The sequence below is a fragment of the Buttiauxella sp. B2 genome (assembly GCF_006376615.1).
In the GTDB taxonomy this organism is placed as follows: Bacteria; Pseudomonadota; Gammaproteobacteria; order Enterobacterales; family Enterobacteriaceae; genus Buttiauxella.
In genome coordinates, this window is the sequence record NZ_VEXQ01000019.1 from 63,308 (window position 1) to 89,039 (window position 25,732).

General features: G+C 50.5%; 20 protein-coding genes. 7 read left to right on the forward strand and 13 right to left on the reverse strand.

Annotation, left to right across the window (positions count from 1 at the left end; translation table 11 throughout):
• Positions 1-92: 92 nt before the first annotated feature.
• From iolB to FH968_RS18345, 10 genes are all read right to left on the reverse strand, one after another.
• The gene (iolB, locus tag FH968_RS18300; protein ID WP_139882181.1) at positions 93-914 is read right to left on the reverse strand and encodes a 5-deoxy-glucuronate isomerase; all 822 of its coding nucleotides are present in this window, start codon (positions 912-914) and stop codon (positions 93-95) included.
• A gap of 9 nt (positions 915-923) precedes the next feature.
• Complete coding sequence (iolE, locus tag FH968_RS18305; RefSeq protein ID WP_139882182.1) at positions 924-1,814, reverse strand: myo-inosose-2 dehydratase; 891 nt, start codon at positions 1,812-1,814, stop codon at positions 924-926.
• 10 nt (positions 1,815-1,824) lie between these two features.
• Positions 1,825-3,738 carry a 5-dehydro-2-deoxygluconokinase gene (gene iolC / locus FH968_RS18310; protein WP_139882183.1) on the reverse strand — a complete coding sequence of 638 codons (1,914 nt, stop codon included), beginning with the start codon at positions 3,736-3,738 and terminating at the stop codon, positions 1,825-1,827.
• Positions 3,739-3,747: 9 nt separating this feature from the next.
• Complete coding sequence (locus FH968_RS18315; RefSeq protein ID WP_139882184.1) at positions 3,748-4,881, reverse strand: Gfo/Idh/MocA family protein; 1,134 nt, start codon at positions 4,879-4,881, stop codon at positions 3,748-3,750.
• A 71-nt stretch (positions 4,882-4,952) separates the two neighbouring features.
• Positions 4,953-5,981 carry an ABC transporter permease gene (locus FH968_RS18320; protein WP_139882185.1) on the reverse strand — a complete coding sequence of 343 codons (1,029 nt, stop codon included), beginning with the start codon at positions 5,979-5,981 and terminating at the stop codon, positions 4,953-4,955.
• Positions 5,982-5,992: 11 nt separating this feature from the next.
• Positions 5,993-7,540 (reverse strand): sugar ABC transporter ATP-binding protein, encoded by a 1,548-nt coding sequence (locus FH968_RS18325; protein WP_139882186.1) that lies wholly within the window; start codon positions 7,538-7,540, stop codon positions 5,993-5,995.
• Between the two features lie 49 nt (positions 7,541-7,589).
• Positions 7,590-8,519: a substrate-binding domain-containing protein gene (locus tag FH968_RS18330; RefSeq protein ID WP_139882187.1), complete on the reverse strand. Its 930-nt coding sequence runs from the start codon at positions 8,517-8,519 to the stop codon at positions 7,590-7,592.
• Between the two features lie 32 nt (positions 8,520-8,551).
• Complete coding sequence (iolG, locus tag FH968_RS18335; protein WP_139882188.1) at positions 8,552-9,538, reverse strand: inositol 2-dehydrogenase; 987 nt, start codon at positions 9,536-9,538, stop codon at positions 8,552-8,554.
• A 323-nt stretch (positions 9,539-9,861) separates the two neighbouring features.
• Positions 9,862-11,790, reverse strand: coding sequence for a 3D-(3,5/4)-trihydroxycyclohexane-1,2-dione acylhydrolase (decyclizing) (gene iolD / locus FH968_RS18340; RefSeq protein ID WP_139882189.1), 1,929 nt, complete (start codon positions 11,788-11,790; stop codon positions 9,862-9,864).
• Positions 11,791-11,801: 11 nt separating this feature from the next.
• On the reverse strand, positions 11,802-13,307 hold the full coding sequence (locus FH968_RS18345; RefSeq protein ID WP_139882190.1) for a CoA-acylating methylmalonate-semialdehyde dehydrogenase: 1,506 nt from the start codon (positions 13,305-13,307) through the stop codon (positions 11,802-11,804).
• Between the two features lie 254 nt (positions 13,308-13,561).
• Between FH968_RS18345 and FH968_RS18350 the strand changes: the two genes are divergently transcribed.
• Entirely contained in the window at positions 13,562-14,413 is an 852-nt protein-coding gene (locus FH968_RS18350; RefSeq protein ID WP_139882191.1) for a MurR/RpiR family transcriptional regulator, read from the forward strand.
• A 628-nt stretch (positions 14,414-15,041) separates the two neighbouring features.
• Here FH968_RS18350 and syd read toward each other — a convergent pair.
• Entirely contained in the window at positions 15,042-15,590 is a 549-nt protein-coding gene (gene syd, locus FH968_RS18355; RefSeq protein WP_139882192.1) for a SecY-interacting protein, read from the reverse strand.
• 68 nt (positions 15,591-15,658) lie between these two features.
• On the opposite strand from syd, the gene queF reads away from it, so the two are divergent.
• The 4 genes from queF to FH968_RS18375 all read left to right on the forward strand — a co-directional run bounded on the left by queF (position 15,659) and on the right by FH968_RS18375 (position 21,183).
• The gene (gene queF, locus FH968_RS18360; protein WP_139882193.1) at positions 15,659-16,501 is read left to right on the forward strand and encodes an NADPH-dependent 7-cyano-7-deazaguanine reductase QueF; all 843 of its coding nucleotides are present in this window, start codon (positions 15,659-15,661) and stop codon (positions 16,499-16,501) included.
• Between the two features lie 115 nt (positions 16,502-16,616).
• Positions 16,617-17,981 carry a nucleotide 5'-monophosphate nucleosidase PpnN gene (ppnN, locus tag FH968_RS18365; protein WP_139882194.1) on the forward strand — a complete coding sequence of 455 codons (1,365 nt, stop codon included), beginning with the start codon at positions 16,617-16,619 and terminating at the stop codon, positions 17,979-17,981.
• Positions 17,982-18,466: 485 nt separating this feature from the next.
• The gene (locus tag FH968_RS18370) at positions 18,467-19,756 is read left to right on the forward strand and encodes an HAAAP family serine/threonine permease (RefSeq protein WP_139882195.1); all 1,290 of its coding nucleotides are present in this window, start codon (positions 18,467-18,469) and stop codon (positions 19,754-19,756) included.
• 62 nt (positions 19,757-19,818) lie between these two features.
• On the forward strand, positions 19,819-21,183 hold the full coding sequence (locus FH968_RS18375) for an L-serine ammonia-lyase (RefSeq protein ID WP_139882196.1): 1,365 nt from the start codon (positions 19,819-19,821) through the stop codon (positions 21,181-21,183).
• Positions 21,184-21,224: 41 nt separating this feature from the next.
• On the opposite strand, the gene kduI is transcribed toward FH968_RS18375, so the two are convergent.
• Positions 21,225-22,061, reverse strand: a complete 837-nt coding sequence (gene kduI, locus FH968_RS18380; RefSeq protein ID WP_139882197.1) for a 5-dehydro-4-deoxy-D-glucuronate isomerase — start codon at positions 22,059-22,061, stop codon at positions 21,225-21,227.
• Between the two features lie 407 nt (positions 22,062-22,468).
• Here kduI and kdgT point away from each other — a divergent pair, with 407 nt between their 5' ends.
• The gene (gene kdgT, locus FH968_RS18385; protein WP_139882198.1) at positions 22,469-23,461 is read left to right on the forward strand and encodes a 2-keto-3-deoxygluconate transporter; all 993 of its coding nucleotides are present in this window, start codon (positions 22,469-22,471) and stop codon (positions 23,459-23,461) included.
• A gap of 52 nt (positions 23,462-23,513) precedes the next feature.
• Here kdgT and FH968_RS18390 read toward each other — a convergent pair whose 3' ends face one another.
• A complete protein-coding gene (locus tag FH968_RS18390) occupies positions 23,514-24,698 on the reverse strand; it encodes a PLP-dependent aminotransferase family protein (protein WP_139882199.1) in 1,185 nt (394 codons plus the stop codon).
• 255 nt (positions 24,699-24,953) lie between these two features.
• Here FH968_RS18390 and xni point away from each other — a divergent pair, with 255 nt between their 5' ends.
• Positions 24,954-25,718, forward strand: coding sequence for a flap endonuclease Xni (gene xni, locus FH968_RS18395; RefSeq protein ID WP_139882200.1), 765 nt, complete (start codon positions 24,954-24,956; stop codon positions 25,716-25,718).
• The last annotated feature ends 14 nt before the right edge of the window (positions 25,719-25,732 follow it).

Here is a 25,732-nt window from a genome sequence, read left to right on the forward strand (position 1 = left end):
TAGAAGGTTCCTTCATTGCCATTCGATGTACAAAGTACCAGAGGACGTCAGGTTTTATATTTCCACATGCGCCCTCTGGATAGCCTGGAATATTAGCCGTTTCCGCCATATTCCTCACTATTCACCCAGGCATGATCTTGCTCCCAGGTAAACATCCACTTTCTTACAGGCCCTGCCATCACGTTCAAATAATAACTGTCGTAACCCGCCATCGTCGCCACCGGGTGATACCCCTTCGGCACTTTCACCACATCTTTGTCGTAAACCGCCATGCATTCGTCAAGCGAGCGATCGTCGGTATAAACGCGCTGCATGCAGAAACCTTGCGACGGATTTAGACGGTGATAATACGTCTCTTCCAGATACGTTTCGTTGGGCGGATTATCGACGTCGTGTTTGTGGCTTGGGTACGAACTGGTACAGCCTTCGTTGGTATAAACCTCTACCACCAGCAGGCTGTCGGCAGGTTTATCTTCCGGCAAGATATTGTGGACATAGCGCTGGTTGTGGCCCTTACCCCGCGCTTCGGCATCAATATCTTGCGGAGCGATAAGCCGTGTGGCGTATGTTCCGTTACCCGGCGCGGAACATACAGCCAATTCGAGTTTGGTCAACGCCAGTACCTTTACCGACTCGCCAGAAGTGACATAAACAGCCCAGGGTTTGCTGCGTTCGAACGGGCTCATGCGATCGCCAATTTCTGGGAAAGAGGCAAAAGAAGTATCGACACTTGCGCGTCCTGCAACCAACACCAGGCAACGTTCTTCGCTCACAATAGGCAGCTCAAGCCGTTGTCCTTCGTTCAATTGGTAAACATCAAAACCAACATAGCCCCAACTTGCGTTTTGCGGCGTCACATGCTGGGTGCGCCCCTGTTCATTTGGCGACTGCTTACGTGAAAGTAATCTGGACATACGTCCCCCTCAAAGCAGCCCGGCATCACGCGCTAAACGGCTTAAATTGTTATAGCCCAGACGAGCATACGTCATCGGATGTGCAATAGCCGGGTCCTGTTCTGCCTCCACGACCAGCCAGCCTTGATAGCCCTGTTTTTTCAACAGTGTCATGATTGGCGGATAGTTCACGCAACCGTCGCCTGGCACGGTAAATACACCGCTTAGCACCGCATCAAGGAAGCTGGTTTTACGGTTTTTCACATTCGCCAGCACGCTTTCTCGCACATCTTTGCAATGAACATGGTTGATGCGAGAGATCCAGCGTTTTGCAACTTCCAGTGGATCGGCTCCGGCATAAGTCAGGTGGCCTGTATCCAGCAACAACCCGACTTCCGCGCCGGTATGGACCATCAGATTATCCACATCTTGCGCGCTCTCAATCACCGTTCCCATATGGTGATGATAGGCAATCTGCACCCCCTGCTGCTGGGTGTAGCGAGCAAACGCAGTCAGCTTTTCGCCATATTCCTGCCAGCGTTCCGCCGGGAAGCGGGGACGCAGATGAACCGGAGTCTGTTGCTCACCATGAATACAGCCCGACACTTCCGCAAACACCAGCACCTTTGCACCCAGTTCACGTAACAGCGTCAAATGCGCCTGTACCGCGTCAATTTCCTCTTCCACCGAGCGTTCAAGAAGGCGGCCTGAATACCAACCAGACACCAGCTTAAGCTCATGTTTATCCAAAATTGGCCCCAGCAGGCGCGCCTCACGTGGGAATTTGTTGCCCAGTTCGAAGCCTTCAAACCCGACTTCTTTGCCTTCACTAAGACAGGTTTCCAGCGGTGTATCCGCACCAAGTGATGGCAAATCGTCGTTAGTCCAGGTTAATGGGTTAATGCCTAAATGTACGGTCATGATGCTCTCCTTAATGTGTGTTCTGCCCACGTTCGCGCCACAAAGCGATTAACCGCAGGTAGTTTTCCCGGATGCGTTCCACCAGCTGCGCATCGTCAATATCGCGTTTTAACCAAGCCTGCGAGGCTTCGCCAAACAGCGTGCGCCCTACAGCAAAACCCTTCACAATTGGGTAGTTGGCCGCAGCATTAAACCCGGCGCGCAGCACTTCTACTGGTGCATCCAACCCGAGGATCACCACTCCGCGGCAATGCGGATCGCGTTTTTCAATCAGTTCACTCAACGCCGCCCAGCCTTCACCACTCAGCGGTGGCAGTTTCCACCAGTCCGGGTAAATGCCGAGGTTGTAGAAACGCGAGATAGCTCGCAAATAGAGCTCATCATTGCGAGGCATGTTGGAGGGCAAAATCACTTCCAGCAGCAGCTCATGGCCAGAGTGGCAACAAGCATGGTAAACCTCAGCAACCTTTTGCTCCTGCTCGAGGCGCAATTCATGGGCGTCCTCCGGATGGAAGAACACCAGGCATTTGACGATATGCTCTTGCGGCCAGCTAATGAGCTGTGAGCCGATACTACCGTGTTCCATCTCAAGCGGACGCGAACCAGGCAGTTCAATAGGACGGCCAATCCACCAACCTTCACCGGTAATCGAATTCAGTGCCTCCTGCCCGAATGTTCCGTCACACAATAGCCCCGCCTTACCTTCTAGCTCAGCCTGTTTTGCTGCCTCGCGGCTGGCCTGCAAAATGAGCTGTTTCAACGCTGGAATACGGCGTAAATCGGCTCCACTTTGCAATGCCATGTCTTCCACTTGGCTACGATGATCAAAAGCCATTACGCACAATTCCGGCCACTGACGGCGGCGTGACGTAACGCGGTGCAGGTGATTCAGACGAGCGTCTAGATCTGGGCGTGGAACCTCGTGTTCCCGGGCTAAATAGTCGTCCAGCTCGATTTCACTCGGCATCGCTGGGGCGCAACCGTGGCGGGAAACGACCAGCGCACCGCAGGCATTGGCATAGCGGCAAGCCTGTTCCCAACCTTCGTCATTGAGATAGCCACGCATCAGGCCGGACATAAACGCATCCCCCGCGCCCAGCACGTTCAGCACTTCAACGCGCACGCCAGTGGCGTTAATACCCCCGTCCAATGAATCAGGGATAAGCCCAATAAATACCGAGCATCCCTGTGCTCCACGTTTGCAAACCAGTGTGGCATCACTTACCCGGCGCACATTTTTCATGGCGGTAAGCGTATCGGTGGAGCCACCAGCAATATGGAATTCTTCTTCGGTGCCGACAACCACGTCGAACAAATGCAACACTGACTGCAACTGCTCAGTGACCTGGTCTGCGGCAATAAAGCGGGTTTCACCATCGCCCAACGCTGTCAGCCCCCATAACACTGGCCGATAATCAATATCGAGTGCCGTTCTCACACCATTGCGACGTGCATAACTGAGTGCGGTCAGCACCGCCTCGCGAGTGCGGGGATGAGAAAGATGAGTTCCGGTAATCGCCAGGCAACGTGCGGAAGCAATGTACTCCTCGCTAAAATCGTTTGCGTTAATCGCCATGTCCGCACAGTTGTCGCGGTAAAAGATAAGCGGAAAAGTATCACGGTCTTTAATGCCAAGAAGGACTAGTGCAGTAAGTCGTTCGGTGTCGGTGATCAGATGGCTGGTGTCACAACCCACTTGCGTGAGTTCTTCGCGTAGAAAACGCCCCATATGCTCGTCGCCCACACGTGCCAACATTGAAGACTTCAATCCCAGACGAGCTGTGCCATAAGCCACGTTGCCAGACGACCCCCCCAGGTAGCGGGCAAAACTAGTGGCATCCTCAAGCCGCGCGCCAATCTGTTGACTATAAAGATCGACCGCTACGCGCCCCATGCAAATTAGATCCAACTGCTTTTGTTTCATTCTTCGTCCTTAGACAATGTCAGATACATTTACCCAGCGGGCATCCTGGTGAGACAGGGCGATAGCATCGAGGATACGCGACACCTTCCAGCCCTCCTCAAAGTCCGGCCATAACGCTGTATCAGCAGCAATACCGTCGATCAGATCACGTACTTCCACAGTTTTTTGATCGTTAAAACTGATGCCATGACCTGCGCCCATACAGAACGAGCCGTAGTCCGGATGAGCCGGGCCAACTAGCAGGGTGCGGAATCCCTGGCGACCTTCAGGATCGTTTTGCAGGTAGAGTTTCAGCTCTGCCATACGTTCCTGGGTGAAAGTAATCGCCCCTCTGGTGCCGGTAATAGTCCAGGTCAGGCCCATCTTGCGGCCACTGGCAACACGAGAAGTTTCAATAACCCCCTGCGCACCACTGGCAAAACGCACTAACGCATGCGCCTGATCCTCATTTTCTACTGCAACCATTTCGCTACTGCCAGCGTGAGCTGGGCGCATAGGCACGACAACTTTCAGGTCACCACAAACTTGCTGGATGTCGCCGACCAGGTACTGCGCCATGTTGACAATATGCGCAGCCAGATCACCAAGCGCACCCAGACCTGCAGTTTCTTTAAAGCAGTGCCAGTGAATCGGGACGAGCGGATCAGCCATATAGTCTTCGTTGTGAGTACCATAAAAATGGATCACCTCACCAATCTCGCCACGTTCGATGATTTGTTTTGCTAGCTTTGCCGTGGGGTTTTTCATGTAGTTGAAGCCGACAAGGGTTTTCACTCCAGCCTGCCGAGCCGCGTCCACCATCAGCTTTGCATCACGGGCATTGAGGGCCAGCGGCTTTTCTGAGTAAACGTGTTTACCGTGACGAATCGCTTCCAGCGCCATCTCTTTGTGTAGATGGTTCGGGGAGCAGATATCCACTACGTCGATATTCGGGTCTGCCACCAGCTCGCGCCAGTCACCGGTCGAGCGCTTAAAACCAAAAGCGGCGGCACGTTTCGCGGCCAGGTCTGGATTCACTTCTGCCACCATTTCACGCACTAGCTCACCACGCAGATTGAACACCGTTGGCGCCTGGGCATAGGCGATGGCATGGGCTTTGCCAATATATCCAGTACCTATCAAACCAATTCTTACTTGTTTCATATTTTGTTCCTGAGTTTGCCAACTGACCCTTACCCCACCCTCTCCCTTCAAAAGGGTGGTATATAGCCGAATTAGATAGCCCCACGGCGGTTCTTAGCGTAGGTATCAAACGCCACAGCCAGCACGATAATCAGACCGGTAATAATTTGCTGGTAGTAAGCGGAAACGTTCATCAGCACCAAACCGTTAATCAGAACCCCCATGATTATCGAGCCAATAATCGTGCCACCGATGCGCCCGTAGCCTCCCATCAGGGAAGTCCCACCGATGACCACCGAGGCGATGACGCGCAATTCAAAAGAGATCCCTGCCACCGCTTCAGCGCTGCCAAGACGGGCACTGAGCACAAAGCCTGCCAACCCGGCAAGACAGCCGATGACCACGTAAACGCTAACCAACACGCGCTTCACGTTAACCCCGGCAAGACGAGCGGCTTCCGGGTTGCCACCGATGGCGTAGACGAAGCGTCCCCAACGAGTTTTATGCAGTGCGAGGTAGCCGATAATGGAGACAATGGCGAAAATCCAGATAGGTATCGAGATACCCAGCATTTCGCCGCGCCCCCACCAACGGTAGCCCGCATCAAATCCCGCTATTGGCGCACCATCGTTGATAACAAGCGTCAGTCCGCGCCAAATCGTCATGCCGCCGAGCGTAACGATAAACGGTGGCAGACGCAGACGAGTCACACCCAGGCCATGCAGGAAACCTATGATCGTGCCCAGCGCCATGCAAATACCCAGGCCAAGTAGCCAACTGAATCCTCCCCACGCGTTAGGATCAACGGTGGTGAAGTTGTCGCCCTTGATAACGTAGGCGGCCGTCATGGCGCATACTGCCAAAATGGAGCCAACTGAAAGATCGATCCCAGCGGTGAGGATCACAAACGTCATGCCAACCGCCATGATCCCGTAGATAGAAACCTCGGTCAGGATGTTGTAGATATTGCGTTCAGTCAGAAAGTTACTGTTCTGCAACTGGAAAAATATCAGCAGCAATATCATGAAAATCAACACGCCAAAGCGTTCAAAAAAGGCAATGGGGTCAAAGCGTGAGGCGTTCTTTGCCGGGGCCTGTGTTTTGGAAATTATCTGTGTCATGGGCTTTCCCGTTATGCGGCGTTAAAAGCGTTGTGGTTAATAGCCATCAAGGTCATCAGTCGTTCTTCGTTGGCATCATCGCCGTGCAACTCACCGGTCACCTGTCCTTCACTAAGCGTGATAATTCGGTCTGAAACCGCGAGAACCTCCGGGAGATCTGAGGAGATAACAATCACCGCCACACCTCGCTTAGCCATATCAAAGAGCACCTGATGAACTTCCGATTTGGTGCCCACATCGATGCCGCGCGTTGGCTCATCAACAATCAGCACACGCGGGTTGAGCGCCATGCAGCGAGCCAGAATCACCTTCTGCTGGTTACCGCCAGAGAGTTTGCGTACCTCCTGTTCGGCATTCACCATCTTGATTTGCAGCGCCTGACGGTAAGAATCAATCAGCGCATCTTCTTTGCGCTGGCTGACAAAAAACCGCCATGTCAGCAACGACGACAGGCTGGAAAGCGCCAGGTTGTCGCGAATCGACAGCCCAAGCACTGCACCTTCTTTTTTTCGGTCTTCCGGCACCAACGCAATACCTTGATCCAGTGCGTGCATTGGGTTTTGCGGATGATAAGGTTTGCCGTCCAGCTCAAAACTGCCCGTGGTGAATTTGTCAGCACCGAACAGGCAGCGAGCGACTTCTGTACGCCCAGCCCCCACCAGCCCGGCAATACCGAGCACTTCCCCCTCATGGACATGAAAACTGATATCTTTCAGAGCAATACCGTGTGGGTTAAGCGGAGATTTCTCACGGCTCAACCCCTTCACGGACAAGCGCACAGGTTGGTTTTCATGATGAGTCAGGCTTGAATCGCGGCGGTCAAACACCACGTCACGACCGACCATTAGCCGAATAATTTGTTCAACGTTAGTCCCACCCACATCTCCTGAACCGGTGTAACGCCCATCCTGAAATACGGTGAAACGGTCGCAAAGCTGGAAGACTTCGTGTAGACGATGCGTGACGTAAATAATGCTAACACCGCGCCCTTTCAGCTCGCGTACCACGCGATGTAGGCTTTCCACTTCGCTGTCACTGAGTGCTGCCGATGGTTCATCCATGATGATAAGTCGGGCGTTTAGTGTCAGTGCGCGGGCAATCTCCACCATTTGTTGCTGCGCCACGCTAAGCCGTGCCACTGGCGTGGTCGGTAAAATATGGAGCTGGAGATAATCGAGAATGACTTTTGCTTCCTGGTTCACCGCTTTAGCATCCACAATTAAATTGCGGTAGCGCGGTTCACGCCCCAGAAACATGTTCTCAGCCACCGTCATATTCGGCAGTAAGTTAAATTCCTGATAAATCGTGATAATGCCTTTTTTCTGACGCTCTACGGGTGAGTCATCAACCGGCAAGATTTCACCATTGAACCAGATATCACCTCGCGTTTGCGGCTGTGCTCCGGCCAGTGCTTTTAGCAGGGTAGACTTGCCTGCACCGTTCTCGCCGAGCAAGGCGTGAATCTCACCCTCCCCGACGGTGATCTGAGCATTACTTAGCGCCCAGATACCGGAAAAGCTTTTTGCCAGCTCAGTGACTTTCAGTAAGGGTTGCGACATCAGTTTGCTCCTCTGTTACGCCTGCCCACAGGCAGGCGTATTCAGAACGTTATTTACCGGCTTCGCCGATACGTTCGGCTTTATCTAGGTTGTCTTTGGTAATCATGGTCGGTGCGTAGTCCGCTCCGGTTATCTCTTTTTTGTCACGGATATTTGCGACCAGTTGGCTCATAGCGGTCGTCACCGCAAAGCCCGGACGTTGGTCAGCAGTTACCTGCAACCAACCGTCGCGCACGCGTGCCAGAGCTTCCGGAACGGCATCAAAACCAGTCACCATAATTTCGCCCGGCTTAACACCCTGCCCTTGCAACGCTTCGATGGCCCCGAGTGCCATATCGTCGTTAGCCGAGAGGATTACCTGCGGTTTTTTCGGCAGTGAAGGCAGCACGCTTTCTACGATGCGCATCCCTTCAGAACGCATCCAGTTACCGGTTTGGTCCACGACAATTTTGTATTTGTCGCCACCTGCTTTCAGGCTGTCTCGAATACCTTTGGTGCGTTCAATATTGGAAGAAGAACCGGGTTGGCCAGTAAGCAAAATAATGTCTGCACCGTTGGGGAATTTAGACTTTACGTACTCGGCTACAGCCTCACCACCTTTGTAGTTATTAGCGCCAAAATGCGGCACTTTTTTCTCGGTGGTAACAGTACGATCCAGGGTTACTACAGGCATGTTCGCATCCTGAATTTCACTCACTGCGCTAGAAACGGCATTGACGTCGTTAGGTGAGACAATAAATCCCTGAGCACCACGGGTGATGGCGTTTTCCAGGTCAGCAACCTGCTTTGGCGAACTGCCCTGGCTGTCCAATACCTGAAGTTTTACGCCCATATCTTTGGCCGCTTTCACGGCGGTGCGCTGCATGTGGACTTCAAAAGGCATTGCCAGGTTTGGAGTACTAAAAACAATCTGTTCGTTTTCAGCCAGAGCCGGTGTTGTGATGAGTGCGATGACGGCGGCGAGGATTAGCTTTTTCATTGTTATCTCTCTTTATGTAGGGTCGTCGGAGGTTACAGTGCGATTTCGCGTTTGCTGCGCAGAGATTCCAGCGCTTTATCAGCCAGATACAGCGCACGCTCACCATCATCACCGCTGCAGTCCGGTTTGACGTCACCACGCAACACAGCAACAAAATGTTGCCATTCAGCGGCGTAAGCTTCTTTGTAGCGTTGCAGGAAGAAATGCTCCGGAAGTGCACTGTTACAGCCAGTGGCGCTGAAGTGCTGAACCTGGTTTTCCAGAATATTGCCTGCAGACAGCAGGCCATTTGAACCATGTAGTTCAAGGCGCTGGTCGTAGCCATAAGCGGAACGACGACTGTTGACGATGGTCGCCAGGGCCCCGGAGGCGTATTTCAGTACGATAAACGCGGTATCAATATCACCCGCTTCACCAATTGCTGGGTCTACCAGGTTGCTGCCCTGGGCATAAATCGCCACCGGCTCTTCACCCATGATGAAACGTGCCATGTCAAAATCGTGGATGGTCATGTCGTGGAACATTCCGCCAGATACGCGAACGTACTCAGCAGGCGGCGGTGAAGGGTCACGGGAAGTGATCACCAAAGATTCAGGTTTGCCGATGCGCCCCTGCTCCACTTCCGTTTTCACACGGCGGAATTGCGGGTCAAAGCGGCGGTTAAAACCAATGAACAGCGGAACGTTGTACTCCTTCACCACTTTCAGGCAATCGCGTACCCGAGCAAGGTCGAGGTGAACAGGTTTTTCACAGAAGATGGCTTTGCCGTGTTTTGCAGCGAGTTCAATCAGGTCAGCGTGTGTGTCAGTGGCGGAGGCAATCAGCACTGCGTGAACGTTCGGATCGGTCAATGCTTCATGCACGCTCTGTTGGCGTGTCTGATACTGATTCGCAATGCGGGTGGCGTTTTCTTCGTTTGGGTCAACAACAGACCAAAGCGTAGTTTCTTTGTGGGCGGCAATATTCCCGGCATGGATCTGGCCGATGCGACCTGCGCCCAGTAAAGCAATGTTAAACATAGCGGCTCCCGATAGTGGCATAGCTTTAGCGTTATACGTCGGGGTTTCCCGGCGCGGTGTGCTACTAGATAACGACCCCTTAAATAAAACATTTATTTCATTTTAATAAAGAGTGAAAGTTTCATTTTTGAGTCAAGGTTAACATTTTGGTTATTTTATGGGTGTTTTTTGTTATCAAAGTCACAACGTTTGGCGAGAGTGGAGAAGGTTTAGGGAAACGGTGAGAGAAACAGTGCTGTCTTAGGCTAAAAATGAAATGAATATTTCAAGAGATGATATCTAGTACCTTAGACCACCCTCGTGGCGGGTGGCCTAAGTGAAGATCAATACTGCCGTGCGCGTTTCAACCCAGCCAGAGTCTGTTCTGCCGCATGAGTTACGGAAACTGAACGGGCAATCTGGGCATCACCAGTCCGCCACCAGGCCTCGTAATCGTGAGTCATGGTTTTCGGTAGCACTTTGATGTCCAGCAAGGTTGGGCCATCATGTACTCGGGCAGCCTCCAGCGCGGCAAGCAGGCTTTGTTCATCATGCACTCGCCAGGCTTTGCAACCATAGCTTTCGGCATTTTGCGCAAAATCCACCTTAACCAAAGGCCCATCCAGCCGGCCGGTATCCGGGTTACGTTTGCGGTTTTCCGTACCGTAACTCCCCATACCGTGGCCCATTTGCAGATTATTGATACAGCCAAATCCGGCGTTATCAAACAACAATATAGTTATCTTAATTCCCTCCTGCACCGCGGTTTGCAGCTCAGAATGCAGCATCAGATAGGAACCATCACCAACCATTGCATAAACAGGTTGTTCTGGCTTCGCAAGCTTCGCCCCTACTGCCGCTGCAATCTCGTAGCCCATGCAGGAGTAACCATACTCCAGGTGATAACTATCCGGGGTTTTCACCTGCCACAGGCGTTGTAAGTCTCCCGGCAGCGAACCCGCCGCACCAACCACAACCGCATCGTCTTCAACATGATGGTTTATCAAGCCAAGCACTCGCGTTTGAGTCAGTGTCGTGCCAAGCGTCTGGCTGTACTCAGACAAAGCGACATCCAGATGTCCGGCAACTTCCGGTGCCTTGCCTGGCTGCCAGTCCCGCTGCCACAATCGCTGACACTCATCCTGCCATGCCGCTTTCGCTAAGGCCGGTTCGTCCTTCCATGCCGCCTGGTAACGGATGTTACGTAACCCAGCGGTCAGTTTCTCCAGCCCTATTCGGGCATCAGCCACGAGCGGAGTCGCATCCAGCTTCAGGGCGTCAAACTCAGCGACGTTTAACAACAGGAATTCTGCGTCTGGGCTAAAGAGCGATTTCGAGCCGGTAGTAAAGTCCGTCAGACGCGTACCGATACCGATAATCAAATTAGCCTGTGGCGCGATGAGATTTGCCGCCAGGTTACCCGTTACACCAAGGCCGCCAAGGTTGCATGCATGGTCACTCACTAGCGCACCTTTCCCTGCCTGCGTTTCGGCAAACGGTAATTTCGCGCTTTCAATAAATTCGCGGAACGCCTCGTGAGCACCGGAATAACGCACCCCACCGCCACAAATCACTAACGGGTGACTTTTGCTGGAAATCAGTGCCAGAGCAGCTTGCAACCTGGTTTCATCGGGTGGGCGGCGCTCAATATGGTGCACGCGACGAGCAAAGAAACTCACCGGGTAATCCCATACTTCACCCTGCACATCCTGTGGCAGGCAAATGGTCACCGCGCCAGTTTCTGCCGGATGCGTCAGTACTCGCATTGCGCTCAACATCGCACTCATCAACTGTTCTGGCCGATTGATACGATCCCAATAACGAGACACCGGACGGAAGCAGTCGTTGGTACTAATGCTCAGGTCGTGATACTGCTCGATTTGCTGTAACACCGGATCAGGCTGGCGGCTGGCGTAGATATCACCGGGCAACAGCAAAAGCGGGATACGGTTGGCAGTTGCCGTAGCAGCAGCGGTTACCATATTTGCCGCTCCCGGCCCTACGGACGAGGTGACGGCATAAATGCGCTGGCGTCGGTGCTGTTTAGCAAAGCCGGTGGCAATATGCGCCATACCCTGCTCGTTACAACCCTGATGTACCTTAAGGTGGCCTGGTTCCTCCTCCAGCGCCTGACCAATGCCGAGCACGTTTCCATGCCCGAAAATAGCCATTACACCTTCAACAAACGGCTGTTCTTCACCGTCTATTTCTACATATTGCTGATTGAGAAACCTGACCAGCGCCTGAGCCATGGTCATTCTTTGTGTCTTCATTCTTCCCCCTGTCAGCCGAGTGTCGGCATGGAGAACGCAGCTATCTGCTCGTGGCTGGTTTCCGGCCAACGGGCAGTGACCGTTTTCATGCGTGTGTAGAAACGCACGCCATCGCTACCATGTACGTTAAGCGGGCCGAAGATGGAGCGTTTCCAACCGCCGAAACTGTGGAATGCCATTGGTACAGGGATTGGTACGTTTACACCAACCATGCCAACCTGCACCTCTTCACAGAAGCGACGTGCCGTTCCCCCATCTCGGGTGAAAATAGCCGTTCCATTGCCGTATTCGTGCTTATTAATAAGTGCAATCGCCGTCTGGTAATCCTTCGCGCGCACCACGCACAACACAGGGCCAAAAATCTCTTCTTTATAAATCGTCATTTCCGGGGTGACATTATCGAACAGCGTCGGCCCAACGAAGTAACCTTGCTCGTTGCCTGGCAGTTTCAGGCCGCGTCCATCAATACGTAGCGTCGCCCCTTGCGCCTCGCCACTATCAATGTAGCCGAGAACTTTGGCACGGTGGGGTGCTGAGATTAACGGTCCCATTTCGTTTTCGGGATTGTGACCCAGGCCTGGCCCAACACGTAATTTAGCGATTTGCTGCCCAAGGCGAACACAGAGATCGTCGGCAGTGTTATCACCTACGGCAACAACTACGGAAAGCGCCATACAGCGTTCGCCCGCGGCCCCAAAAGCTGCTCCCATAATGGCGCTGGTCGCCATATCCATGTCAGCGTCCGGCATCAAAATGCAATGGTTTTTCGCGCCACCCAAAGCCTGGCAACGCTTGCCTTGGGCAGAAGCAGTCTGGTAGATATATTCAGCAATTGATGTGGAGCCTACAAAGCTAACAGCTTGAACTCGCGGGTCGGTTAGCAGCACATCTACTGCTTCTTTATCGCCCTGCACCACGTTGAACACGCCATCCGGCAACCCCGCTTCTTTCAACAACTGCGCCAACCTGATAGCCAGCGACGGATCTTTCTCAGAAGGCTTCAGCACGAAGGTATTGCCGGTTGCCAGTGCAATCGGGAACATCCACATAGGAACCATCGCCGGGAAGTTAAACGGCGTAATGCCCGCGCAAACGCCAAGCGGCTGCATCAGCGAGAGACTATCAACCCCCGTCCCCACATTGGCTGAATGCTCCCCTTTTTGCAGATGCGGAATTCCGCAGGCAAATTCCACCACTTCCAGGCCACGAGTCACCTCACCCACTGCATCGGAATAGACTTTGCCGTGCTCTTCGCTAATCAACTTAGCCAGGCTGTCCATATTCTCTTCGAGCAAACTTTTAAAGCGGAACATCACTCGTGCGCGTTTAAGTGGCGACTGCCGTGCCCAACCGGGGAAGGCCTGTTGCGCGGAAGCAATAGCCTGCTCAGTTTGCTGCACCGTACTCATTGCCACCTGGCGGATTTGCTCCCCGGTGGCCGGGTTGAAGATCGCCTGAACGCGTGGGCTTTCGCCCGTGACGCATTCACCGTGAATAAAATTCGTTACCGTATCCATGTGAATCCTCTCGCTGTTAGGTTTGTTTCCAGAACACTGTATATGAAATAAACATTTCATTTTAATATGAAATAAAACAAATATTGATTATTGTGATCAGTAATGGATTTTTTTGTTAACAAACAGCATTCCGTACAGCGACTGAGTTGCGTTAGGTATTTCGAACTATGCTTGTTTTGGTTCATCTGTTTCATTTTTTGCAGTACTGAGTTTAAATACGTTTCAGCGAACATTAACTATTGAGGACGGCGACATTGACCACGGCCACTAACCTGAGCGAACTCCAGCAACAGATCCGCGACCGCTATGATGGCTTGAGTAAAAGGCTGCAACAGGTGTCCCGCTATGTACTGGACAACACCAACAGCGTGGCATTTGATACCGTCGCAACCATTGCTGACCGGGCTGAAGTGCCACCTTCCACTCTCATCCGTTTTGCCAATGCGTTTGATTTCAGCGGGTTCAATGAAATGAAACAGCTATTTCGTATGAATCTGGTGGAGGAAACGGCGAGCTACACCGACCGGGCAAGGTTGTTCCGTGAGATGGAAAGCGAATCTGTACCGGAAACGCCGCTCGATATTTTGCAGGAATTTGCCCGTTCCAATGCTCAGGCATTGCAACAACTGGCAGCACGCACCGATCCGGAGTTACTCCAGCGGGCAGTACAATTATTGGCGGATGCAGACACCATTTATGTAGTCGGCCTGCGTCGTTCATTCAGCGTCGCGGCTTATCTTACGTATGCGTTGAGTCATCTTGAATGCCGCCCGGTACTATTGGACGGGTTGGGTGGCATGCTGCGTGAACAAGTGAGCCGCGTGAAGGCGAAGGATATTGTGGTGTCGATTAGCTTCTCACCGTATGCCGAGGAGACAATGATGGTCAGTGAGATAGCCGCCAAAGCCGGGGCGCGTCAAATTGTCATTACCGACAGCCAGATTAGCCCGCTCGCCACTTTTAGCGATTTGTGTTTTGTGGTGAAAGAGGCACAAGTTGATGCCTTCCGTTCTCAGTCTGCAACGCTATGCCTGGTGCAGTCGCTGATGGTGGCGTTGGCCTATTTTCAGGGTACCCCACACAGCGCGTTGTCACCGGAGGCGTAGGTTTTCACAAAGAGGGGTTTTGGAATAAGCCAATGTTCAGACGAAAAAAAGGAGCACTGTATTAAACAGTGCTCCCGGTTCGTTTCGCAGCTAATCCGGCTACTTTTGGTGCTCCCTGCTCGTCCTTGACAACTATGTCCTTGGTCTCCTGACCTACAATCCATCGTACTCGCGTCCTGCTACCTACATCCTGAGGTGATCCTGCATCATCCTGGTGCGATATCCTTTGGTCTTCCAGACCCACCGAACGTTCCTGGCTCGGCTCTCATTCTCCATCCTGGAGGTGTCCTTTACTCATCCTGAGTGATCCTTGCTTCAATCCTGAAGCCTTCCTTGCAACACCTTCCTGGTGTGTTCCACTTCCTCAATGAAGTGACATCATCCTAATGTCTCCTTCATTTCCCGACTTCCTGTCGACGGACATAGAATCTACCATTTTGTTCATTCTCGCAAGGCACCCACAACCAATGCTTACGATAGCTTTCATTCAAAAGCAAAGTGATAATCTCATAACATAATGATAATAAACAATTATGTGTTTTATCGTTGTAAAAACTCTGAATGTAAAGTTAGAGATCTCTTACAGCTTGTGTAAGAGATCTCTCACAAGCTCAGCAGCGATCAGCGCTTAAATGACCTGCGGTTGCAGTTCCTGGAGAAACGCATTCAGTGAGCTTGCGAGAGTTGTACGCTGTTTTGTGCCAATTTTCTCCAGCACAACTTCGCCAGTTAAATTGCACAGAGACACCACTTCCATTTCATCTGTAGTGGTTGCCAGGAACAGTGTCGGCGGAATTTTAAGCCGTTTTTGCGTGACCAGGTGGCCAATCAAGTTTTCCTGAACGCGCTGAAAATCGTCTTCGCTCCAGGCTTGCAACAGTGTTAGCGCCTGCTTGCCAGAAAGCGCTGGCATATCTCCGGCGAATTGCGTGGTATAGAACTGATGCGCAGCAGGTTGCAAAGCAATATCCATCGCACGTTCAACCGCACTAAGATCGTTTTCAGAAGTAAAAGGTTGCGGCTGCCATCGCACATCCTTCCCGGTTGTCGTCACGATGCACGGTGACGGCACACCATATAATTCTTCGCTTGCGGGCCAGCCACCAGTCTGTTCACGCCATGCGTGACAAAAGCGATTGGTAAAATCTTCCAGTGCCTGACGTACGTCGTTATCCACCAATTTCTCACTCTCTCAAGGCTGCGGTACAATAAGGGCTAATTGTACCTGCATTCTATCGGTGACACATGTCTTATGAAAAACACCAGGCACTGAGCGGCCTGACGCTGGGTAAGCCAACAGCTTACCAGGATAAATACCAACCTTCTTTGCTTCAGCCCGTACCGCGTAGTCTTAATCGCGATCCACTTGGCTTGCAGGCTGACAACCTACCTTTTAGCGGCGGTGATATCTGGACGCTGTATGAACTGTCCTGGCTAAACAGCAACGGTTTGCCACAGGTTGCCGTTGGGCATGTGCAGCTTGATGCAAACAGCGTGAATCTGGTCGAGTCCAAGAGCTTCAAGCTTTATTTGAACAGCTTTAACCAGACCCAATTTAAGGATTGGGAAACAGTGCAGGAAACGTTAAAGCGTGATTTAAGCGCCTGCGCACAGGGCGATGTAAGCGTAGTGCTGTTCCGCCTGCATGAACTTGAAGGCCAGGAAATTGCGGCATTCACAGGCGATTGTATAGATGAGCAAAATATCACTATCGATAACTACGAATTTAACGCCGATTACCTGAGCGGTGCGGCGGGTGAAGAAATCGTAGAAGAAACCCTGGTGAGCCATTTGTTGAAATCCAACTGCCTGATTACCCACCAACCGGATTGGGGTTCTGTTCAGATTCGCTATCGTGGGCCACGCATTGAGCGTGAGAAACTGCTGCGCTATCTGGTGTCATTCCGTCATCACAACGAATTCCACGAGCAATGTGTCGAGCGGATTTTTAACGACATTCACCATTTCTGCCAGCCGGAAAGCCTGAGCGTCTATGCACGCTATACCCGTCGCGGTGGCCTGGACATTAATCCATGGCGCACAAATACCGATTTCCATCCTTCATTTGGTCGTCTGGTTCGTCAATAAGTGCGAAACACCTCGCAGCACCTTGAAGGATTATTGTTTTCAGGTTGTTAAATTGAGCATGGCGAGGCTATTGTAATCATTGGGAGCGGCACTTTACGCTTCGTAAGGAGTTAACTTGATTACACATATTAGCCCGCTAGGCTCAATGGATATGTTGTCGCAACTGGAAGTCGATATGCTTAAACGCACGGCCAGTAGCGACCTTTATCAACTGTTTCGCAATTGTTCACTTGCCGTTCTTAACTCAGGAAGCCAGACCGATAGCAGTAAAGAGCTGTTGTCGCGTTACGAAAACTTCGATATCAACGTGCTGCGTCGCGAACGTGGCGTCAAACTCGAACTGATTAATCCTCCTGAAGACGCTTTTGTCGATGGCCGTATTATTCGGGCTTTGCAAGCTAACCTGTTTGCCGTTTTACGCGATATTTTGTTCGTTAATGGGCAAATTAGCCAAACAGGGCGATTCCCTAATCTCGATTTAGAAGACACCACGCATATCACCAATATGGTGTTCTCTATCCTACGTAACGCCCGTGCACTGCACGTTGGTGAAGCGCCAAACCTGGTCGTTTGCTGGGGTGGGCACTCTATTAACGAAAACGAATATCTCTACGCTCGCCGTGTTGGTACACAATTGGGTCTGCGTGAGCTCAATATTTGTACCGGCTGTGGCCCGGGTGCCATGGAAGCGCCGATGAAAGGTGCTGCAGTGGGTCATGCTCAGCAACGTTATAAAGAAAGCCGCTTTATTGGTATGACTGAACCGTCAATCATTGCAGCAGAGCCGCCAAACCCGTTAGTGAACGAGCTGATCATCATGCCGGATATCGAAAAACGTCTTGAGGCGTTTGTGCGAGTCGCGCATGGCATCATCATCTTCCCTGGTGGCGTGGGTACCGCAGAAGAACTGCTTTATCTGCTCGGCATCCTGATGAATCCGCATAACCACGATCAAGTTCTACCATTGATTCTGACCGGGCCGAAAGAGAGCGCTGACTACTTCCGTGTATTAGACGAGTTTATCGTCAACACAGTGGGTGAACAGGCTCGTCGTCATTACCAAATCATTATTGACGATCCGGCTGAAGTGGCACGCCAGATGAAAAAAGCGATGCCAAAAGTGAAAGAGAATCGCCGTGACACGGGCGATGCTTATAGCTTCAACTGGTCGATTCGTATTGCGCCTGAGCTGCAAGTACCGTTTGAGCCAACCCATGAAAATATGGCCAATCTTAAGCTATATCCGGACCAGCCTGCGGAACAACTTGCAGCGTCTTTGCGCAGGGCGTTTTCGGGTATTGTTGCGGGTAACGTCAAAGAAGGGGGGATCCGCGCAATCGAACAGTACGGGCCGTATAAGATCCACGGCGACGCAAAAATGATGAAGCGTATGGACGACTTGCTTCAGGGCTTTGTCGCCCAGCACCGTATGAAATTACCAGGCAGTGCTTACATTCCTTGCTACGAAATCTGCACCTGAATCTCCGGGCGGAGTCACTCCGCCCTTCTTTTTTTTCTGCTTTTTTCCTGCCTTTCTCTACCTTCTTCTGCCTTGTTCAGCTTCCGTAATGTTACCGGTAGCAGAATTATCATCTTCACAAAAACTTATGATTCCCGGCATCTACAAACTAAAAACTCTGCTTATACAGTCGATTACGCTGACACCGCATATTGAAACTACATTTTACTATCTAAAATAACCGTATTTTCAGGGTTTAAATATTGCACAAAATATCAGGTGCAGACTGAAAAACTGCAAAAAACAACACAAGCAGTAGATTCTTACAATTGAGATCCTGATCACTGATGAATTGACCGTATGAATGTATCTTTCCGCCCGCTGATTATCACCGGCCAAAATTACTATAAAACAGACCGTAAACAGCATTTAGTTTCAGACGTCAATGGCAAATCATCGCGGTTGAACCAGATTTCGAATCATATGTTCCTTTGGAGAAGTAGTAGATGGAAACCACTCAAACCGGCAGTATTGCCTCTGTCGAGAGCAAAAGTTCGTGGCGCAAGTCCGATACCATGTGGATGTTGGGTCTGTACGGCACGGCAATCGGCGCAGGCGTTTTGTTCCTGCCGATTAACGCCGGTGTTGGCGGTCTGATCCCGCTATTCATCATGGCAATTCTTGCTTTCCCGATGACCTTTTTTGCCCACCGTGGTCTGACTCGCTTCGTGCTGTCAGGTAAAAACCCAGGCGAAGACATCACTGAAGTCGTAGAAGAGCACTTTGGCGTGGGCGCAGGTAAGATGATTACCCTGCTCTACTTCTTTGCCATCTATCCAATTCTGTTGGTTTATAGCGTGGCTATCACCAACACAGTGGATAACTTCATCACTCACCAGTTGGGAATGGTTTCTCCACCACGCGCGATTTTGTCTCTGATTCTGATCGTCGGTCTGATGACCATCGTTCGTTTTGGTGAACAAATGATCGTAAAAGCGATGAGTATTCTGGTATTCCCGTTTGTTGCGGCATTGATGGTTCTTGCGCTGTATCTGATTCCAAACTGGAGCAGTGCAGCATTTGATACATTGTCTTTCAGCAGCACTCCAGCAACAGGTAGCGGCTTGTGGATGACATTGTGGCTGGCAATCCCAGTAATGGTGTTCTCCTTTAACCACTCACCAATCATCTCTGCGTTTGCTGTAGCAAAACGTAATGAATATGGCGAAGACGCAGAGAAGAAATGTTCACGTATTCTGTCTTACGCACACATCATGATGGTTCTGACCGTTATGTTCTTCGTATTCAGCTGCGTACTGAGTCTGACTCCAGAAAACCTGGCAGAAGCTAAAGCACAGAACATCTCTATTCTGACTTACCTGGCTAACCACTTTAATGCGCCACTGATTGCCTGGATGGCTCCGATTATCGCCATCGTTGCTATCACAAAATCCTTCCTCGGCCACTATTTAGGTGCTCGTGAAGGCTTTAACGGTATGGTTATCAAATCCCTGCGCGGCAAAGGTAAGAGCATCGAAGTTAGTAAGCTGAACCGCATTACCGCAATCTTCATGCTGGTGAGCACATGGATTGTTGCCACTCTGAACCCAAGCATTCTGGGTATGATTGAAACCCTGGGTGGTCCAATCATCGCCATGATTCTGTTCCTGATGCCGATGTATGCCATCCAAAAAGTACCGGCAATGCGAAAATATAGTGGTCACGTTAGCAATATTTTCATCGTAATCATGGGTTTAATTGCCATCTCCGCTATCTTCTATTCGCTTTTTAGCTAACCGTTAATCGCCGCCTGCGGGCGGCGTTTTCTTTCTAAAGTTACTCAGGCAACGGATGCAACATGATTAGCGTATTCGATATTTTCAAAATCGGTATTGGCCCATCAAGCTCCCATACCGTCGGTCCAATGAAAGCAGGTTTTCAATTCGCTGACGATTTAATCGAGCAAGGGATTTTGCAGAGCGTCACGCGTGTCGTGGTTGATGTATACGGTTCGCTTTCCCTCACCGGGAAAGGTCACCATACAGATATCGCCATTATTATGGGTCTGGCAGGTAATATGCCGGACACTATCGATATCGACGCTATTCCCCACTTTATTCAGGACGTGAACACACACGGCCGTCTGTTACTGGCTAATGGCCAGCGTGAAGTGGAGTTTCCGGTCGATAGCTGCATGAACTTCCATGAAGATAATCTTTCGCTGCATGAAAATGGTATGCGCATTACCGCACTAGCGGGTGAAAAGGCTATCTACAGCCAAACGTATTACTCCATCGGTGGTGGTTTTATCGTTGATGAAGCGCACTTTGGCCTCGAAGATACCCAGCAGGTAGCCGTACCGTATCCTTATAAAAGTGCTGCTGATTTACAGCGCCATTGCAAAGAAAGCGGGCTTTCACTGTCTGGCTTGATGATGCAAAACGAGCGAGCTATGCGCCCGCAAGCTGAAATTGATGCACATTTTGCAAACGTCTGGGATGTGATGCGCAGCGGCATTGAGCGTGGTATTACCACCGAAGGCGTGCTGCCTGGGAAAATGCGAGTACCACGCCGTGCGGCGGCTTTGCGTAGACTGCTGGTCAGCAGCGACAAAAACAACTCTGACCCTATGGCCGTTGTGGACTGGATTAACATGTTCGCCCTGGCGGTCAACGAAGAAAATGCTGCTGGTGGACGTGTTGTCACTGCACCAACTAACGGAGCATGCGGTATCGTTCCTGCGGTTCTGGCCTATTACGACAAATTCATTCGTGAAGTTAATGCTAATTCTTGCGCACGCTACTTCCTTGCAGCTGGTGCGATTGGTTCTCTTTATAAGATGAACGCATCCATTTCAGGCGCGGAAGTGGGTTGCCAGGGTGAAGTCGGCGTTGCCTGTTCGATGGCGGCGGCAGGTCTTGCAGAACTGTTGGGTGGTAGCCCAATCCAGGTTTGTATCGCTGCAGAAATTGGTATGGAACACAATCTCGGTCTGACTTGTGATCCAGTAGCCGGGCAAGTTCAGGTGCCATGCATTGAACGTAATGCCATTGCTGCGGTAAAAGCGGTGAATGCAACGCGTATGGCATTGCGTCGTACCAGCGAGCCGCGAGTTTGCCTCGATAAAGTCATTGAAACGATGTACGAGACGGGCAAAGACATGAACTCAAAGTATCGGGAAACGTCGCGCGGTGGACTGGCGATGAAAGTTTCCTGCGATTAAAACAAAAAACCCGCTTTAAGCGGGTTTTTTATGGTTTCGACTTAGCGCAAATCGCCCACTTTCACGTGGTCCATATCATCAAACACCTGATTCTCACCCACCATCCCCCAGATAAAGGTATACGCGCGCGTACCCACACCTGAGTGAATTGACCAGCTTGGGGAAATCACAGCTTGCTCGTTGTGCATCACAATATGACGAGTTTCTTGCGGCTGACCCATCATGTGGAATACGCAGCTATCTTGCTCCAGACCGAAATAAAAATAGACTTCCATTCGACGTTCGTGAGTATGACAAGGCATGGTGTTCCACAGATTGCCTGGTGCCAGTTCGGTCAGACCCATGCTCAACTGGCAGGTTTCCAACACATCAGGAACGAAGTACTTATTTATAGTACGACGGTTGCTGGTAACGCTATCGCCCAGAGTCACCGGAGCCACATCCGCAGGCGTTACACGTTTGGTTGGATAAGTGGTATGCGCGGGAGCGCAGTTGTAATAGAAGCGTGCAGGATTCGTAGGATCAATGCTCGCGAACACCACTTCTTTAGCGCCTTTACCCACATATAAACCATCACGGGTGCCAATTTCATAGCAAGTCCCATCGACAGTAATCGTGCCCTGGCCACCAATGTTGATGACACCCAGCTCGCGACGCTCCAGGAAGTAACTCACCCCCAACTGCTTACCAACCTCACCACCAACACTCACAGTGCGAGTTACTGGCATGACGCCACCCACAATGATGCGGTCGATGTGGCTGTAGGTCATGGTGTACTGATCGGCAGTAAAAATGGTTTCGATGAGAAACTCTTTACGTAAACCTGCGGTATCCAGTGTTTTTGCATGATCACTATGAATGCTTTGACGAATGTCCATTACTGTTCCTTACTGAGAATAATAGGCGGAAATAAGATCACACCCGTTACTATTAATAATAATTTAGCAATTGAAATATAGTTCATTACAAAGAAACTACATTTAATCGCACCACAAAGACAGTTTATCACTTCATTCAAAAAATAATGTGATCCAAATTGAAATATTGTTTCAATTTGATTGAATTGCAATTCCAAACAATAGATAGTTCTAATCGAGATGTAAGTATGAGCACTATAACTCATGGTTACCCACTCTCCAGGTCAATGCCATTTGCCACCAAGAGCAAAAAACCAAGCTGACCAAAAACATAATAAAACCATTAAAAACAAGGGTTTTAACTGCTTACTGTTATGTGATTTTTTCATTCACTCATTCAAAGAATGAAAAAATGATGAGGAATTACCATGAAGATCAAAGCTACTATTGAACGCATTCCTGGTGGAATGATGTTAGTCCCATTGCTGCTCGGGGCTGTTCTTAATACTTTTGCTCCAGATACTGGCGCTTATTTTGGTTCATTTACTAAAGGGATGATCAGCGGAACCGTTCCAATTTTGGCAGTGTGGTTCTTCTGTATTGGTGCATCTATTGATTTGCGTGCAACCGGTACGGTACTGCGTAAGTCCGGCACGCTGGTTCTGACAAAAATTGCAGTAGCCTGGGTTGTGGCAATGATTGCCGCTTCGTTTATTCCTGTCGGTGGTGTGCAAACGGGGATGTTTGCTGGCCTGTCTGTTCTTGCTCTCGTTTCTGCGATGGACATGACTAACGGCGGACTGTATGCGAGCCTGATGAATCAATATGGAACTAAAGAAGAATCCGGTGCATTTGTTTTGATGTCTCTGGAATCTGGCCCGCTGATGACCATGGTTATTCTGGGTTCTGCTGGCCTGGCATCATTTGAACCACATCATTTCGTGGGTGCCGTTCTGCCCTTCCTTATTGGTTTTGCCTTAGGTAACCTGGACCACGATTTCCGTGCCTTCTTTAGCAAAGCTACGCCAACGCTGATTCCATTCTTCGGGTTTGCGCTGGGTAACACCATCAACCTGAACGTGATTATGCACACCGGTCTGCTCGGCATTATGTTGGGTGTTGCGGTTATCATTATCACCGGCATTCCGCTGATTCTGGCTGATAAATATATCGGTGGCGGCAATGGTACAGCAGGTATTGCAGCGTCTTCCGCAGCAGGTGCGGCGGTTGCAAACCCGGTTATTATTGCGCAGATTAACCCAGCGTTTGAACCAGTGGCAGCATCTGCAACAGCATTAGTTGCAGCGAGTGTGATTGTGACAGCGATTCTGGTGCCCATCATTACCGCTGTGTATTCAAGACGTGTAACGGGCAAAGTTGTAAAACCAAACGAGTCTGAAGCCGTCGAACTATCGCATTAATATCACGATGCTTTAATAAAAAATGGAGCCTTTTCGGCTCCATTTTTGCGTCTTACAATGCGGCTTTGAGTCGCTGTACCGCCTCATAAAGCTGTTCTTCGGTCGCCGTTGCATAAGAAAAACGCAGCGTTTTCTTGTCAGCGTGATCGCTAAAGAAGAACTCACCCGGTACATACACCACACCTTTATCCAGAGTTTGCTGTAACCAACGGGTTGTATCAAATTCATAACGGAAAGCAGCCCACAGGAACATTCCCCCCTGCGGCTGGTTAAAGGTAATGTGCTCACCTAATTCCTGGTGCAAATATTCCGACAGGCACTGGCACTTCTTCTTATAGGCTTCGCGAATCAACTCAATCTGTGGGTTAAGACGGCCAAGCGTGAGATAAGCAGATACCAGTGACTGCGCAAATGAGTTTGCATGCAAATCTGTCGCTTGTTTAATGATGGCAACTTTTTGCTTCATCCACTCTGGCAGCACAATCCAGCCCACACGCAGCCCTGGTGCCAGAATTTTAGAAAACGTCGAAGTGTAAACCACGTTTTCCTGGCTTCCACGCTCAGTCGCCACTTGCAGCAAGGTTTTCTCACGTGTTTCAGTGAAACTGATTGCGCCGTATGGGTCATCTTCAACAATGACGAAGTGATGCTCTTCCGCCAATTTGACGAGTTGCTCGCGACGGCTGGCGCTTAATGTTGTACCGCTTGGATTGCCAAAGGTTGGCACCAGATAGACGCCTTTAATCCGCGTTGTTTTCAGCAACGCTTCCAGTTCATCGACGATCATACCGTGTTCGTCGCTGCCTACTGATTTTACATCAGCTTCATTCAGACTGAGGATTTGCAGCGTCGCCAGATAAGTTGGGCGCTCAACAACGAACACGTCTCCAGGGTTCACCAGCGCGCGCATCAACAAATCCAATGCTTGCTGCGAGCCAGAAGTGATCAGGAGTTGATCCACGCTTGTGGTAATTCCACGTTCCTGGCAAAGCCCAATCAATTGCTGACGCAATTCAACGTTGCCTTCAGTCAAACCGTATTGGAACGCATCGTTAAAATTCTCAGCGACAACTTTTTGTGTCGCAATTCCCAGACCTTCGGTATCGAACAATTCGCTGGAAGGAATACCTCCGGCCAGAGAGATAACGCCAGGCATTTTGCTGTGCTTCAATAACTCTCTGATTGCCGACGGTTGTAGAGCCTGAATACGGTGTGCAAGGTGTGAACTATTACTCATGTTGTTGTCTCTAATTTTTCTATTCTTTTAAAATATACATAGCAACCTAATTAGTTAGCAATGCATTTTCAGATCAATAAGCTGTACTTTTTACTCTAAAAATTCGAGTTGCAGCCAGGTGGTAAGGGTTTCCCTGCGACTTGAAATATGACGAGTATATTTTGCGAGCGACTTTCCTGAATCACCTTCTCGCGTTCGCGGTCACCTCGCAGAAATGCTAATGTGTGCAAAGCAAATGTCGAAAGCGAAATACCTATGATGATTCATTTACTTATCGTTGATGCCCTGAACTTAATACGCCGTATTCATGCCGTTCAAGGCTCTCCCTGCATTGATACTTGTCTACACGCCCTTGATGCGTTAATAACTCATAGTCAGCCTACACACGCTGTGGCCGTATTTGACGACGAAGACCGGCGTGAAGGCTGGCGGCATCAGGTCTTGCCTGACTATAAAGCGGGGCGCGCACCAATGCCAGATACCTTGCACCAGGAAATGCCACTATTGCGGGAAGCCTTCACCAAAAGAGGCGTTGCGTGCTGGCATTCTCAGGGAAATGAAGCCGATGATTTGGCTGCAACACTCGCAGTAAAAGTTGCTGCGGGCGGGCATCGCGCCACCATCGTTTCTACCGATAAAGGTTTTTGCCAGCTGTTAGCACCCACGATTCAAATCCGTGATTATTTTCAAAAGCGTTGGCTGGATGCGCCTTTTATTGCACACGAATACGGTGTGTTACCTGAACAACTTGCCGATTTCTGGGGGCTTGCCGGAATTAGCAGTAGCAAAATATCCGGTGTTCCCGGTATCGGGCCGAAAAGTGCCACGCAATTGATCAATCAATATTCAACGCTAGAAGCGTTGTACGAACGGCTGGATGAAGTACCTGAGAAATGGCGTAAGAAGTTAGAACTGCATCGGGAAAGTGCGTTTATCAGCCGCAAGGTGGCGCAGTTACAAACGGATTTAGTGCTCGATGGGAATTTACAGCAGCTTAGATTGCCAGGAAACACAGCTTAAAGAAAAAGGTGGAT

What these genes read in the sequence shown, in the direction of transcription:
- iolB (WP_139882181.1), bottom strand. Translation starts at nt 914, where the DNA reads ATGTCCAGATTACTTTCACGTAAGCAGTCGCCAAATGAACAGGGGCGC.
- iolE (WP_139882182.1), bottom strand. Translation starts at nt 1,814, where the DNA reads ATGACCGTACATTTAGGCATTAACCCATTAACCTGGACTAACGACGAT.
- iolC (WP_139882183.1), bottom strand. Translation starts at nt 3,738, where the DNA reads ATGAAACAAAAGCAGTTGGATCTAATTTGCATGGGGCGCGTAGCGGTC.
- FH968_RS18315 (WP_139882184.1), bottom strand. Translation starts at nt 4,881, where the DNA reads ATGAAACAAGTAAGAATTGGTTTGATAGGTACTGGATATATTGGCAAA.
- FH968_RS18320 (WP_139882185.1), bottom strand. Translation starts at nt 5,981, where the DNA reads ATGACACAGATAATTTCCAAAACACAGGCCCCGGCAAAGAACGCCTCA.
- FH968_RS18325 (WP_139882186.1), bottom strand. Translation starts at nt 7,540, where the DNA reads ATGTCGCAACCCTTACTGAAAGTCACTGAGCTGGCAAAAAGCTTTTCC.
- FH968_RS18330 (WP_139882187.1), bottom strand. Translation starts at nt 8,519, where the DNA reads ATGAAAAAGCTAATCCTCGCCGCCGTCATCGCACTCATCACAACACCG.
- iolG (WP_139882188.1), bottom strand. Translation starts at nt 9,538, where the DNA reads ATGTTTAACATTGCTTTACTGGGCGCAGGTCGCATCGGCCAGATCCAT.
- iolD (WP_139882189.1), bottom strand. Translation starts at nt 11,790, where the DNA reads ATGAAGACACAAAGAATGACCATGGCTCAGGCGCTGGTCAGGTTTCTC.
- FH968_RS18345 (WP_139882190.1), bottom strand. Translation starts at nt 13,307, where the DNA reads ATGGATACGGTAACGAATTTTATTCACGGTGAATGCGTCACGGGCGAA.
- queF (WP_139882193.1), top strand. Translation starts at nt 15,659, where the DNA reads ATGTCTTATGAAAAACACCAGGCACTGAGCGGCCTGACGCTGGGTAAG.
- FH968_RS18370 (WP_139882195.1), top strand. Translation starts at nt 18,467, where the DNA reads ATGGAAACCACTCAAACCGGCAGTATTGCCTCTGTCGAGAGCAAAAGT.
- FH968_RS18375 (WP_139882196.1), top strand. Translation starts at nt 19,819, where the DNA reads ATGATTAGCGTATTCGATATTTTCAAAATCGGTATTGGCCCATCAAGC.
- kduI (WP_139882197.1), bottom strand. Translation starts at nt 22,061, where the DNA reads ATGGACATTCGTCAAAGCATTCATAGTGATCATGCAAAAACACTGGAT.
- kdgT (WP_139882198.1), top strand. Translation starts at nt 22,469, where the DNA reads ATGAAGATCAAAGCTACTATTGAACGCATTCCTGGTGGAATGATGTTA.
- FH968_RS18390 (WP_139882199.1), bottom strand. Translation starts at nt 24,698, where the DNA reads ATGAGTAATAGTTCACACCTTGCACACCGTATTCAGGCTCTACAACCG.
- xni (WP_139882200.1), top strand. Translation starts at nt 24,954, where the DNA reads ATGATGATTCATTTACTTATCGTTGATGCCCTGAACTTAATACGCCGT.